This is a genomic window from Thioclava sp. GXIMD2076 (genome assembly GCF_037949795.1).
GTDB lineage: Bacteria > Pseudomonadota > Alphaproteobacteria > Rhodobacterales > Rhodobacteraceae > Thioclava > Thioclava kandeliae.
This window is the reverse complement of record NZ_CP149932.1, coordinates 692,654-706,131: the sequence shown is the minus strand read 5'-3', so window position 1 is coordinate 706,131 and position 13,478 is coordinate 692,654. Positions and strand designations below refer to the sequence as shown.

Genomic DNA, 13,478 nt, shown 5'->3' with positions numbered 1-13,478 from the left:
GGGGCTTTTGATGGCTCGGATTACTGGGGTTGCGGTAACCGCGACCTGTCTGGCAATGATCGGCAGCGCCGGTTTCGCGGATGTGACGGCGCAGGATGTTTGGGACAATGTGCAGGATCTCTATCGCGGCATGGGCTTCGAGGTCTCTGCCCGATCCGTGACGCCGACCGAAAAGGGCCTGACGGTCTCCGGCATCACCCTTGCGCGCGATAATAACGTGACGGATGAGGTGAAAACCTCCAACAGCTTTACGGTTCCGCAGATCGAATTCATCGAGATCGGTGACGGGCGTGTGCGTGTGGATGTGTCCGACCAGATCAAGGGTGTGGGCAAAACCGTAGGCGGTGATGGCAAGGATCTCGTCAGCTCCACGACCGAGTTCGATCTGACGGGCGATGATATCGTGGCCTCTGGCGACCCGAAGAATGTGCATTACCAGATGGGGCTCGAGGCGTTGACGCTGGGGATGCGCCAGACCGTCCACCAGCCCGAGGCCGATTTTCCGACCGATCTGACCTTCGGGCTGACCGGTGTGAAGGGGGATTATACCGTCGACCTGCGCGAGGGCTCGCAGCAGACGGGCAGCTATCATATCGACAGCGCCTCGCTGAACGGCAAAGGCACCGATCCGGCCGGTGGCAGCTTCACCGTTTCGGGCGGGGCACAACAGATCGATAGCAAGATGGCAACGGCGATCCCTGCCGGTGTGAAACTCGAAGCCGTAGGGGCCTATGGCGCGCCCGGTGTGTCGAGCCAGCTCGATAGCACGACCGGCCCGATCAAACTCGATCTGGAGACCCAGTCCGAGGATGGCGATGCCAAGATCCATTTCGCGGCCGATCATGGCAGCCAGACTGTCAGCATGATGGATGGCACTGCTCGCTATCATGCCGTTGGTGACGCGATCAAAATGGATGTGCTGGCCCCCAATATGCCCTTCGAGGCATCCTTCGGGCTTGACCATGCGGAAGGCGGGCTGAGCTTCCCAACGACCAAAGGCGCTGCACTCAAGCCTTTCGGGGTGGATCTGGCCCTGAAAGGTGTGACGCTCGATGACCAGATCTGGCGGATGCTGGACCCGCAGGGCAAGCTGCCCCATGATCCGGCGCAGCTGGAGCTGAAGCTTTCGGGCCATGCCAAGGTCAATCAGGACCTCTTCGACGAGAATTTCGGCCAGCTGCCGGTCTCGCCGGGCGAATTGCGCGATCTCAATCTCGATCTGCTGCATCTCAATGCGGTGGGTCTCGACCTGACGGGCAATGGTGCGGTGACCTTCGATGGCGGTTCTGCAATGCCGTGGCCTGTGGGTAAGGTGCATCTGGCGCTGAGCGGGGCCAAGGGTCTGATGGGCAAACTGACCGAGATGGGGCTTCTACCGCAGGATCAGGCAATGTTTGCCCAGATGATTCTCGGGCTATATGCAAGATCAACCGGCGACGATGCGATGGAGACCGATCTGGAATTCACCCAAGACGGGCATATTCTGGCAAACGGCCAAACTATCCAGTAAGAGCAATCAAACTCGTGTGAGTCGCCCGGCCCGCGCCGGGCGTCTTGCCATCTGACGGAAGGAGATCCCATGTCTGGTACCGATCTTAGCGATCTGACAGCCCGGCTTCTGGACGCGGCCAAGAAGGCCGGTGCGGAAGCTGCGGATGCAATGGCGGTGGATGGCACGGCCGTGTCCATCGACGTGCGGCAGGGAGCTCTGGAACAGGCCGAGCGCGCCGAGGGCGTGGAGATCGGTCTGCGCGTGCTGATCGGCGGGCGTCAGGCCTGCGTGTCGGCCTCCGATATTTCCGACCGGACCATTGGTGATATGGCCGAGCGCGCCGTCACTATGGCCCGTATCGCGCCCGAAGATCCCTATGCAGGGCTTGCCGACCCCTCGCAGCTGGCGCGTGACTGGGATCTGGCGGTGCTCGAGCTGAACGATCCAACCGAAGACCCGAGCGCGCAGGCGCTGGAAGAGGATGCGCTGCGTCTGGAGGCTGCGGCCTTGGGCGTGGAAGGGATCACTCAGGTCTCGGCGGCTTCGGCCTCCTTCACCCGTCAGCGAGTCGAGCTGGCCGCGAGCAATGGCTTCTCGGGCGGCTATGCGCGCTCTTCGCGTGGGCTTTCGGGCGTGGCGATCTCGGGTGAGGGCCTGAAGATGGAGCGTGATTACGCAGGTGAAAGCCGCATCTTCCAATCCGATCTGCCGAGCCCTGAAGAGGTTGGCCGTCTGGCCGCAGAACGCACTGTGGCCCGCCAGAACCCGCGCCGTCCGAAAACCGGAGCCTATCCGGTAATGATCGACGAGCGGGTGTCGTCGAGCCTGATCTCGCATCTACTCTCGGCGGTAAACGGTTCCTCTGTGGCGCGCGGGTCGTCATGGTTGCGAAATGCGATGGGCGAGCAGGTCCTGCCCGAGGGGATGTCGCTTCTCGAGGACCCGCATCGCGTGCGTGTGCAGGGCTCGCGTCCGTTCGATGCAGAAGGTCTGCCGACCGCCAAGCGGGTGATCGTCGAGAACGGGATCCTGAAAAGCTGGACGCTGGATCTGGCGACCGCACGTAAACTGGGGCTGGAAAGCACCGGCAATGCCTCCCGCGGTCTGTCTTCGGCGCCGGGGCCGGCGGCGGGCAATATCGCCCTGACCCAAGGAACGAAATCCCAAAGCGAGCTTTTGGCCGAGATGGGCACCGGACTTCTGGTGACCTCGTTCATTGGCGCGACGATCAACCCCAATACGGGCGATTATTCGCGCGGGGCCAGCGGGTTCTGGGTCGAGAACGGGCAGATCGTCTATCCGGTGAATGAATGCACCATCGCGGGTAATTTGCGCGATATGCTGAGGGGGCTTGTGGCCGCGAATGACGCACGCACCCATCTGAGCCATGTGGTGCCGTCGCTTCTGGTCGAGGGGTTGACGCTTGCCGGTGAGTAACTATCGACACGATTTGCAACTGTTGGAAAGTGTCGCCCGCGAGGCGGGGGATCTGTCGCTGAAATACTGGAAGCAGTCGCCCGAGGCGTGGAACAAGCCTGCCGATGCGGGCCCTGTCTCCGAGGCCGATCTGGCGGTGAACGACTTCCTCGAAGCGCGGTTGCGGGGCGCGCGGCCTGATTACGGCTGGCTTTCGGAAGAAAGCGTGGACAGCACCGAGCGGCTTGAAAACGAACGTGTTTTTATCATCGATCCGATTGATGGCACACGGGCATTCCTCAATGAGGATCCGGGCTTCGGACAGGCGATTGCGGTGGTCGAGAACGGGCGCGTGGTGGCGGGCGTGGTGCATATGCCGGCCCTTGCGCTGACCTATACCGCGACAGCCGATGGCCCCGCGCTTCTCAACGGGACGCCGATCCGGCCCAGCAACGCGACGCGGATCCGCGGCGCGACCGTGCTGACCTCGAAATTCAGCGATGATCCGGGGATCTGGCTGAACGGGTTCCCGGGCTACAAGCGCTCTTTGCGGCCGTCGATGGCATGGCGGCTCTGTCTGGTGGCCGAAGGCCGGTTCGATGCGACGATTTCCATGCGGAAATCCTGGGAATGGGACGTGGCCGCGGCCAGTCTGATTGCCGAGCGGGCAGGGGTCACCGTGACCAACCGTCTGGGCGAGCCCTTCGGGTTCAACCGCCCTGAATGTCAGGAAGACGGGCTGGTTGTTGCGCCGCCCGAGCTGCATGCGGATTTCATGGCACAGCTGCGGAACTGACATCCTATAAAACTTTAATAAAAGTCGCTGGTTACCAATTGCTAACGATTTCGGCCTAGCGTCCCACAAAGCAAGAATTGCGTTTGCGGGGCGAATCCCATGGTTGAATTCCGGCGGCTGGTGGCTGTCTTTTTACTCGGTCTCCTCGGGCTCTCGTCCGGGGCTTTTGCGGAGGATGCGCCGCTCTCGGCATTGCGTGCCGATCTGATGTCGGTCTGGAACGATCCGGCATCCTCGGATGACCCCGATGCATTGCCGGATCTTCCGCAGATGCCGGAGATCGCGCAGCTTCCCGATGGCAGCGTGCTGCGGGCCGACAGGCAGGCGGAAGAGCCTCCCGAGCCCCGGATCAATACCTATCCTTTCTTCCAGCAGGGCACGGCAGCCTCTTCGACCGCTGCGGGGAGCCTTTTTGCCATCGCACCGCCGATGATGGAGCCGATGGAGGATATCTCCGCCGGTAGCGATGATCTCGAGATTGCGGAGGAGCAGCCGTGAAACTCACCATCGCGCAGATCTTCCAGCCGACGATCCTTTTGGCCCTCGCCCTGATGGCGGTCATCGTTATGATGATCCTTCCGGTGCCGTCATGGGTGCTGGATCTGGGGCTGGCGGTATCCTTTGCCATCGCCATCCTGATTTTCACCGTGACGCTGTTCATCGAGCGGCCGCTCGATTTCTCGTCCTTCCCGACGGTCCTGCTGACATCGATGATGCTGCGGCTCTCGCTCAACGTCTCCTCGACCAAACTGATCATCGGGCAGGGTCATACCGGCACCGGCGCCGCAGGCGGCGTGATCGAGGGCTTTGCGAACTTCATCATGGGCGGCTCGGTCCTGATCGGCCTTGTGGTATTCTGCGTGATCCTGATCGTGAACTTCATCGTGATCACCAAGGGCGCGGGCCGGATGGCCGAGGTGGGCGCCCGTTTCGCACTCGACGCGATGCCGGGCAAGCAGCTGGCCATTGATGCCGATATGAGCGCCGGTGCTATCGATCACGCCGAGGCGCGCGCACGGCGCGAGCGCGAGCAGAAGGAGACGACCTTCTTCGGCTCGCTCGATGGGGCCTCGAAATTCGTGAAGGGCGATGCGGTTGCGGGTCTGATGATCACGCTGTTGAACATGATCGTCGGCCTGACCATCGGCATGGCGGTGCACGGGATGCCGCTGATGAGCGCGCTCGAAACCTACGCGATCCTGACCGTGGGCGATGGTCTGGTCAGCCAGATCCCCGCCGTCATCATCTCCATCGCCACCGCGATCCTTTTGTCGCGTGGCGGCGCAAGCGGCACGGCCGATAGCGATCTGTTCGGCCAGCTCTCGAAATATCCGCCGGCGCTGATCACCGTGGGAGTGCTGATGGCGCTCTTCGCTCTGGTGCCGGGCCTGCCCTTCACGCCCTTCATGCTGGGGGCTGCCGCGCTGGGAGGTTCGGCCTTCTACCTGCACAAGAAAACCCGCAAAGAGGAGGCGAAGGCCGCAATGCGCGTGCCGCCGCCCGAACCCAAGAAGAAAAAATCCATGGGTGATGTGCTGGATGTGGATGATATCCATGTCGAGTTCTCCGCCGATCTGGTGGCGATGGCGCTTGATCCTGCCACCGGCCTTGATGTGCGGATCAACAATATGCGCAACCATGTGGCCTCGAGTTTCGGGCTTATCCTGCCCGAGATCCGGCTGACCGACGATTCCACACTGGCGCCCGGTGAATACCGTATCCGTATTCAGGGGGTCGAGCAGGCGCGTGACAGGCTCTATCCGGAAAAGGTGCTGGCGCTTCTGGCCGATAATGCCGAACTGCTGCCCAAGGGTGAGAATGTGCGCGAGCCGGTCTATGGCGCGCCCGCGCGCTGGGTGCCGCAGGATGCACAGGAAGAAGCGGCGCTCAGCGGGTCGACGGTGGTGAGCCCGACCGAGGTGCTGGCGACCCATCTCCTCGAGGTTATCAAATCGAATTTCGGCCGTCTGATGACGCTCAGGGCGCTTCGCCGGTTGCTCGAAGAGGTGGGCAATCTCAGCGATCCGGCACGAGGCGAGGCCAACCGCCGTATCCTCGACGAGCTGGTTCCCGACAAGGTGTCCATCGACATGCTTCTGGCCGTTCTGCGGCTGCTCCTGGAAGAGCGGGTGTCGATCCGCAATCTCCTCCTGATCGTCGAGGCGATCGCCGAGGCTCGGGGCATGTCCTCGCCCGAGATGATCACCGAGCATGTGCGCCAGCGTCTGGGCTTCCAGCTTGTGGCTGAATACCGGCGAGAGGATGGCACGCTGCCGCTTCTGCAGCTGGCCCCCGAATGGGAAGAGACCTTCAGTGCCTATCAGCTGCCGGACAATAACGGGAATGGCGATATCGCGCTGCCGCCCGAGAAATTCTCGCGGCTGGTCAATAACATCGCCGAACGGATCGCGCGGGTGGGCGAGCAGGGCGTGTTCCCGGCCATCGTGACCTCGGCGCGCCGGCGGCGCTATATCAAGACCGTGCTCGGAGCAAAGGGCATTGCCGCGCCTGTTCTGTCCTTCGAGGAAATCGGTCTGGATGCGAAACCCGCAATGCTCGGGGTGGTGCCGGTATGATCGATCTTGCCGCGCAGGTGCTGGATCTGACCCATCAGGGCTTCATGATCGCGTTTGCCGTGTTCCTGCGGGTGGGGGCAATGGTCTCGGTCATGCCGGGCTTCGGTGAGAGCTACCTGACGACCCGCGTGAAACTGGCGATGGCGCTGGCCTTCACGGCAGTTGTGGCCCCCGCGGTCAGCCCCGATCTGATGGGCCTGCCGCATGAGATCGGTCTGGATGTTATCCTGCCCGAGACCGCGATCGGGCTGCTGATCGGGGTGATCATGCGGATGTTCATGTATGCGCTGCAGACCGCAGGAATGATCATCGCGCAGGCCACGTCGCTTGCGCAGATGTTCGGCATGGGCGGTGAATCCCAGCCGGCGGTGGGCTTCATGCTGTCGATGGCGGGGGTGGCGCTGGCCTTTGCGATGGGGCTGCATGTGCAAGCGGCCGAGCTGATGATCGGGTCCTATCAGGCCTTCCCTTTCGCGCAGTTTCCGGCCCCCGATCTGGTGCGTGACTGGGGCGTGGCAGGGGTGGCAAAAGCTTTCCGTCTGGCCTTCTCCATTGCCATGCCCTTCGTGGTTCTGGGGCTCGTCTATAACGCCGCGCTCGGGGTCATCAACCGCGCCATGCCGCAGCTGATGGTGGCGATGGTCGGCGCTCCCGCCATCACTCTGGGCGGGATCCTCCTCATGGCGGTTGCGCTCCCCACGGGGCTGGTTGTCTGGCGTGAGGCCTTCGGTGATTTCCTCTTCAATCCCCTGTCGGTGATGCGATGAGCGGGGATTCAGACGAAAGTGAAAAGGAATACGAGGCCACACAGCAGAAGCTGGATCGGGCCCGCGAGAAGGGCGACCTTGTCAAATCCGCCGAGATGACCGTTGCGGCCTCTTATGCTGGCGTGCTGCTGGCATCCTATGCGTTCGGGGGCAATACGCTGATGACGCTTGGCTCCCGCCTGATGGATTTTCTGGGCAAGGCCGATATGCTGCAGGAGCAGATGGACTCGGGGGCCTCGACCGTTGCCGGAGCCATTCTGGGTGAGGTGGTGACGCCGCTGGTGATGTGGTTCATCGTGCCGATGGTGCTCGTTCTGGCGGCCTTGCTGGTTCAGAAGGCGATCGTCTTCGCACCGGACAAGCTGATGCCGAAAGGCAGCCGCATCAACCCGCTTGCCAATGCCAAGCAGAAATTCGGGCCGACGGGGCTGTTCGAATTCGTGAAAAGCTTCGTGAAGCTAGTGGTTGTCTCGGTTCTACTCGGTTGGTTTATCTCGCGTCATATCAACCGGATACTGATCTCGCAGCGGGTTGGCGTTGACCTGGCCACCAAAGACCTGATGCATATCATCCTCGAGTTTCTGGCGCTTGTGACGCTTCTGGCGGTGGTCATCAGCACGATCGACTATCTCTGGCAACGCTACGAGTTCCTGAAACGCCAGAAGATGACCCGCAAGGAACTGATGGACGAGATGAAATCGGCCGAGGGCGACCCGCATATGAAGGCACAGCGCCGTCAGCGCGGGGTCGAGATCGCGATGAACCAGATGATGGGTGAAGTGCCGAAGGCCGATGTGGTTCTGGTCAACCCGACCCATTATGCCGTCGCGCTCAAATGGGACCGCGCGGCCAAGCGTGCGCCGGTCTGCATCGCCAAAGGGGTGGATGATATCGCGCTGAAGATCCGCGAGATCGCCGCCGAGAACAATATTCCGATCCATCGCGATCCGCCGACCACGCGCGCGCTTTACGCGACGCTCGATATCGGGGACGAGATCAAGACCGAGCATTACAAGCCGGTGGCAGCGGCGATCCGCTTTGCGGACAAGATGCGCCAGCGCGCGCGGCAGAGGAGGGGCGCATGAGCCAGCAGGGATATTCACGGATGATCGCTATTGCAGCGATGATGAAAGACGTCGAACTGGGGAAGCTGGCGCGGCTGAAACAGGCACAGGACTTGCTGGCAATGAAACAGGGCGAGATCAACGCTTCGGCCAGCACTGCTCTGCGTCAGCCGGTGCAGGATATGACCGATCTGAAGATGATCGAATCCTATCGCTCCTGGGCGGGCCGCAAGGTGGCCGCGCTGGAGAAGGAAAAGCGCGGCATGGATGCGCAGGTCGAACAGGCGCGCCAGCGTTCGGCGCGGCGCTTCGGCCAGCACATGGCGCTGACCCGGATCGACGAACAGCTCCGCGATCAGGCAAAGATCGAGAAGCTGCGTAAACAGGAGTGACGCTATCGGGGAGGGAGGAGAGCTGTCTGACCGGTTTCGGGGGAGGAGGACCGGCTTCGATCAGACAGCTCTATGGGTGCCTTTGCAGGAACCTGAAGGAAAGAAGCATATATTCCGTATCTCCACTCTCCGCGATTTCGCGACTTTCCTCAAAGCCTAAGGGGGGATTGTCAGAGAAAACGGGGTTAAAATAATCAAATGAACAAAAAATATGCACCTTTTTCGCGTAGGGTCCAAAATGCGGGCCGTCTGCAGTTACACCGGACAGAAGCGGCCCCTGTCTGTCTCACGGCAGGGTGATACAAAGGGTTGCACCGCCGGGAGGACGGGTTATCTGTTGCTCAGCGGCAAACAGACGGGATCACAATGACGGAAAGCGATAGAATAGACGCAGCGATTGGGGCAGCTGAAGAGAGCGGGAGCGTCCAGCTGGCAAATCCGGCGGATATCCGGTCGCTGCGAACGGCTCTGGGGCGCTTTGCGACCGGCGTGACCGTGGTCACCGCGCGCCGCGACGAGCCGGAGGCTGCGCCTTTAGGGATCGTGGCCAATAGTTTCGCCTCCGTGTCGCTCGATCCGCCGCTTGTGCTGTGGTCTCCGGCGCGGGCCTCGGTGAGGCATGCGCATTTCACCGCCGCCAAGGCCTTCTCGATCCATGTGCTGCATGACGGGCAGGCCGATCTGATCTCGCGCTTCGGGCGCGACGGGAAGGGGTTCGACGGGCTGCCGCATGGGTTCAATGCCGAGAATGTGCCGGTTCTGGACAGCTATCATGCGCGTTTCGACTGTATGACAGAGACGATGCATGAGGGCGGCGACCATACGATCATTATCGGACGCGTCCTGCGCTTTGCCAGCGGAACGGGTGAGCCGATGCTCTTTGCCCATGGCAAATTCGGCAAATTCGAAAGCCTGTGAGGACGATTTCTCCGTAAAAAAGGCCCCGATTTCGGGGCCTTTTCTTTTTGGGCTATTTGAGTTGGGCGATCTGTGCCGCCAGCTGGCTGAGAGCGGCACTCTGGGTGCGGGCGATCAGACCGGGATCGGCATCCTTGCCGGTGGGGCCATTCATTGGCACCGCGATGGCGAAACGGTGCACCGTGTCCCCGCCCGAGGCGGAATAGCTGGCGGGCGAGACATAATAGACCCCGTCCAAGTGCACGGCCCCATCGGCTGCGGCGATGAACCGTTCTACACGCACCTCGATCCGGCGTTGCGGCTCCGAGGCCAGTGGCCAGGGTTCCGCCACGACGGTGGCGCCCGACATCTCGGAGATCTGGCGTGCCAGCGCCAGCGTCATCGACCGGCGCGGCGCATCTGCCCAGATATTGTCGGGGCTCGAGCGCAGCGCGCCATCTGCCGTCTGGAAGGCGATCTCCTGACCCGAGGCGTAATCGGGCAGGGAGATCTCGCGCAGTTCGGCGCGGCCCAGACGGTCGGGAAGCGTGTCCTTGGCCGTGGGCGGATCGATGGCATATTGCGCCGTATCCAGCGGGTTGGAGCAGGCCGCAAGTGCCACAAGCGCGGCGGCGATGCACGATAGGGTCGTTGGTTTCATCACATTCATCCTCAGCGCCCCGTAATGAAGGCTTGCGGGTTACGTTCGATCATGCGCGCCAGCGAGCCGACCGCATCGATCGTGCGGCGGAGGTCGCGCAGCGTGTCCATGACCTGCGAGTTGAAGGTAGAGCGATCTCCATAGGCGCCCACCAGACCTTGCGCCTGCGTCGTCAGATCCTGCAACTGTTTCGTCAGCGCGGGCAGACGATCGGTCGCCGACTGGATCGAACCTGCTGCATCCTGTGCCGCGGTCAGCGTGCCGTTGAGTTTCTCGGCAACACCGCCCTCCCGTAGCTCGCGCAGCAACTGTGCCAGCTGGTTGAGCGTATCCGAGAGATTCTGCGGCAGATCCTCGGCGCCCTGGCTGTTCAGCATCTTGCGCAGATCGCCCAGAATACCGTCGACCTTGTCGCCGATCTCGCCCAGCGGCATCTCGGAGATCCGTTGTGCTGCCTTGTCGGCGGAGGCCAGCGTGTCGTTGAGCCCGTCGATCTGGGTCATCACGCTGTCGGCCGCTTTCGAGACATTGTCGATCGCATCCGAGGCCTTCTTGCCGGTGTCGTTGGCGTTCAGATCGTTCACGAGGCTGCGGATCTCGCCCAGCGTGCCGGCAAGCTCGTCGGGGATCTGTTTGGTGCGATCCTGACCAGCAATGGCGGTAATCGACTGGAACATCTGCGTGGCCGAGGTCATCAGTTCCTCGATCGGCAGGCTCTCGACCCGCTTGAACACGCCTTCCGCCGAGGTGGCCAGCGAGTTGGCCGTCTGTGGTGCGGTCGGGATGGTCGGGTAGGGCGAGGCGGAGGTGTCCATCTCCGCTTGCGGCCGGTCCGGCACATCGGTCAGCTCGACCACGAGCGTCTGGCCCAGCAGGCCGCTGCCGGTGATGCGGGCGCGTAGGCCGTTGGCGACCTCGTTCTGCAGGAACTGCGTGACGATGTCGTTATCGGTGTTGCGCTCCAGACCCAGACGTTCGGGCGAGAGCGAGATAACCACCTGCTGGCGCGCATATTTGGTGCCAAGACTATCCTCGTCGACCTTGATCGACAGGTCGGTGACCTCACCCGCTTCGACGCCGCGGAACTCGACCTTGGTGCCGATCTCGATGCCCTGCACCGGCTCGTCGAAGAGCAGCGTATAGCGGGCGGGCTCGAAGAACTCGCCGCCGAAGATGGAGTTGCGGGCCTCGTTCTCGTCGCTGAAGAGGCGATAGGGGAAGCCGTTCTGGATGAAGCTGCCGCCCGTGGCCAGAGTATCGAATTCGACCCCGCCCTGCACGATGGAGGCGAGCGAGCGCATGTTGACCGAGACACCGCTGGTGCCGAGATTGACCGAAATACCCGAGGCGTCCCAGAACCGCGTCGTGGTGGTCAGGCGCGAGTTATAGGGTTTGTTAATGAAGGCATCGATCAGCACGCCGCTGCCGCCCTCGTCCAGACGCAGGTTCTGGATCTTGCCGACGGTGAGGCCGCGATAGATGACCGGCGCGCCCTCGGCGAGCCCGCCCGCATCGCGCGCGCGCAGGATGATCTGGGTGCCCGAATTGGGGTCTTCGGTCACCGGGGCCTTGTCGAGACCTTCGAATTCGCTCTGGGCACCGTTGGGTTTGTTATCCCAATATCCTTGAATGAAGCCGCCCGAGAGGACGGTGTCGAGCCGCGAGATCCCCTGTGCCGAGAATTCCGGTTTGACGATCCAGAAGCGTGCATCCTTGTCGATATATTTCGAGACATCGCTATGGACGCGGATCCCCACGCGAACACCACTGAGATCATTGGTGAAACCCACGGACTCAACGGTGCCGACCGTCACTTCACGGTATTTCAGAACGGTCTCCCCGGCCGTGATGCCTGTGGCATCCTTGAAATCGACATAGATCAGCGCGCCCCTGTCGGAATAGGTATGCCATGCGACATAGCCCGTGACGAGCAGCGCGAAAATCGGCACCAGCCAGATTAGTGACAGGCGGGCCCAGAGGGGTTTCTTGGCCTGCGTTTTCTGCAGGTCGGCGGGTTTGGGAACTTCGGTCATTCGGAACTGGGTCTTTCTACGCTACGCCAGATCAGGCGTGGATCGAAACTTTGGGCCGAGAGCATGGTGAATGCCACGGACAGGGCAAAGGCGGCGGCGGCCGAGCCCGGATGGATGGAGGCCACGAAGCCCAGCTGGACGAGGGCGGAGAGGATCGCCACAACGAAGACGTCGATCATCGACCAGCGGCCAATGAACTCCACAATCTCGTAGAGAACGAGCCGCTTGTGCCCGTCCGAGGAGGCATTCGGCTGTGCCGTGCCGGATTTCACCGAGAGGGCCAGATAGGCGACGGCAATGAATTTCGCGATCGGGATACAGACCGAGGCGACAAAGACGATGGCCGCGATGCCGTAACTATGGTGGCCGACAAGCGTCAGCACCCCCCCGATGATGGTGGAGGGCGTATCCGAACCAAGGAATTTCGTGTGCATGATCGGGTAGATATTGGCGGGGATATAGGCGATGAGCCCCGCCCACCAATAGGCCCAGACTTTGTCGAGGGATTTGAGACTGACCGGATGCAGTCTCGCACCGCAGCGCTCGCAACGGGCATGGTCCTCGGGCCAGACACGGCCACATTGACGGCACCCGATCAGCCCTGCATCCGTCGCAGACAGATATTTCAGTTCTTCCCGATGGCGTCCCATATTACCCACTTGCTCATAAAGCTGTTTTTTAGCGCCATAACGATGATCAGCGCGCAGAAGGCCCAGAAGGCGGGCCCGAAGGAGATGGTGGCCAGGCCACCGACTTTGACAAGTGCGACAGCCGTACCGATGATGAAGATCTCGGCCATGGACCATGGCTGCAGACGCTCGGCCAGACGGAAAATGCCGCGGGCCTTTGGCCATGGCTTATGTCCGAAGCTGAGCGGCAGCAGGACATAGATCAACGCGCCGAAGCGGAAGACGGGAACCCCGATAATCACCCCCACCGTCGCGGCCGAAAGGAGGGCGAACCAGCCGCCCGAGAAGGCGGCTGCGGCGCCGAGGACGGAGCTTTCATGCGAGAGCCCGCGCGTGGAAATCTCGAGAAACGGAAAGCAGAATGCCGCAACCATCAGGATCATGGCGGTAAAGGACAGTGCGACGACATGCAGGAAGGACCGATGGCGCGGAGCGATCAGCAACGTGCCGCAGCAGGCACAGGTCGCGCGTTCATTCTCCTCGAGGTCAGAGAGATGGTGCAGCGTATCACAATGCGGGCAAGCCATCAGCTTGCTGTGATCTTCCGTCATATTCATATCGGGTAATTTAGCTGAGTGGGGCGCGCATACAAGCGCACGACTTCGAGTGAGGCTTAAATACCACGCATTTTAAACGTTAAACAGTGTTTAATTGTGCTCTGCTAGAACCAACTCGGGTGAAAACGAGGTGGTGGC

Annotated in this window: 13 protein-coding genes; 9 read left to right on the top strand and 4 right to left on the bottom strand. The window is 61.7% G+C overall.

Annotated features, from left to right (window positions below):
• Positions 1 to 10: 10 nt before the first annotated feature.
• The 9 genes from WDB91_RS03480 to WDB91_RS03440 all read left to right on the top strand — a co-directional run bounded on the left by WDB91_RS03480 (position 11) and on the right by WDB91_RS03440 (position 9,421).
• Positions 11 to 1,510, top strand: coding sequence for a DUF2125 domain-containing protein (locus WDB91_RS03480; RefSeq protein ID WP_339113774.1), 1,500 nt, complete (start codon positions 11 to 13; stop codon positions 1,508 to 1,510).
• A gap of 69 nt (positions 1,511 to 1,579) precedes the next feature.
• Entirely contained in the window at positions 1,580 to 2,929 is a 1,350-nt protein-coding gene (locus tag WDB91_RS03475; protein ID WP_339113773.1) for a TldD/PmbA family protein, read from the top strand.
• A gap of 13 nt (positions 2,930 to 2,942) precedes the next feature.
• Positions 2,943 to 3,704: a 3'(2'),5'-bisphosphate nucleotidase CysQ gene (locus tag WDB91_RS03470; RefSeq protein ID WP_339113772.1), complete on the top strand. Its 762-nt coding sequence runs from the start codon at positions 2,943 to 2,945 to the stop codon at positions 3,702 to 3,704.
• Positions 3,705 to 3,803: 99 nt separating this feature from the next.
• Positions 3,804 to 4,202: a hypothetical protein gene (locus WDB91_RS03465; RefSeq protein ID WP_339113771.1), complete on the top strand. Its 399-nt coding sequence runs from the start codon at positions 3,804 to 3,806 to the stop codon at positions 4,200 to 4,202.
• Entirely contained in the window at positions 4,199 to 6,280 is a 2,082-nt protein-coding gene (flhA, locus tag WDB91_RS03460; RefSeq protein ID WP_339113770.1) for a flagellar biosynthesis protein FlhA, read from the top strand. The genes WDB91_RS03465 and flhA overlap by 4 nt, the downstream gene beginning before the upstream one ends.
• A complete protein-coding gene (locus WDB91_RS03455) occupies positions 6,277 to 7,047 on the top strand; it encodes a flagellar biosynthetic protein FliR (protein WP_339113769.1) in 771 nt (256 codons plus the stop codon). Before flhA ends, WDB91_RS03455 begins: the two co-directional genes overlap by 4 nt.
• Positions 7,044 to 8,132, top strand: coding sequence for a flagellar type III secretion system protein FlhB (locus WDB91_RS03450; protein WP_339113768.1), 1,089 nt, complete (start codon positions 7,044 to 7,046; stop codon positions 8,130 to 8,132). The genes WDB91_RS03455 and WDB91_RS03450 overlap by 4 nt, the downstream gene beginning before the upstream one ends.
• Entirely contained in the window at positions 8,129 to 8,503 is a 375-nt protein-coding gene (locus tag WDB91_RS03445; protein ID WP_339113767.1) for a hypothetical protein, read from the top strand. Before WDB91_RS03450 ends, WDB91_RS03445 begins: the two co-directional genes overlap by 4 nt.
• A gap of 366 nt (positions 8,504 to 8,869) precedes the next feature.
• Positions 8,870 to 9,421, top strand: a complete 552-nt coding sequence (locus tag WDB91_RS03440) for a flavin reductase family protein (RefSeq protein ID WP_339113766.1) — start codon at positions 8,870 to 8,872, stop codon at positions 9,419 to 9,421.
• A gap of 52 nt (positions 9,422 to 9,473) precedes the next feature.
• Here WDB91_RS03440 and WDB91_RS03435 read toward each other — a convergent pair whose 3' ends face one another.
• From WDB91_RS03435 to WDB91_RS03420, 4 genes are read right to left on the bottom strand one after another with little or no spacing between them, the layout of a single operon-like run.
• Positions 9,474 to 10,061 carry a PqiC family protein gene (locus WDB91_RS03435; RefSeq protein WP_339113765.1) on the bottom strand — a complete coding sequence of 196 codons (588 nt, stop codon included), beginning with the start codon at positions 10,059 to 10,061 and terminating at the stop codon, positions 9,474 to 9,476.
• Between the two features lie 11 nt (positions 10,062 to 10,072).
• On the bottom strand, positions 10,073 to 12,094 hold the full coding sequence (locus WDB91_RS03430; RefSeq protein WP_339113764.1) for an MlaD family protein: 2,022 nt from the start codon (positions 12,092 to 12,094) through the stop codon (positions 10,073 to 10,075).
• On the bottom strand, positions 12,091 to 12,744 hold the full coding sequence (locus tag WDB91_RS03425) for a paraquat-inducible protein A (protein ID WP_339113763.1): 654 nt from the start codon (positions 12,742 to 12,744) through the stop codon (positions 12,091 to 12,093). The genes WDB91_RS03430 and WDB91_RS03425 overlap by 4 nt, the downstream gene beginning before the upstream one ends.
• The gene (locus WDB91_RS03420; RefSeq protein ID WP_339113762.1) at positions 12,720 to 13,334 is read right to left on the bottom strand and encodes a paraquat-inducible protein A; all 615 of its coding nucleotides are present in this window, start codon (positions 13,332 to 13,334) and stop codon (positions 12,720 to 12,722) included. The genes WDB91_RS03425 and WDB91_RS03420 overlap by 25 nt, the downstream gene beginning before the upstream one ends.
• Positions 13,335 to 13,478 lie beyond the last annotated feature (144 nt).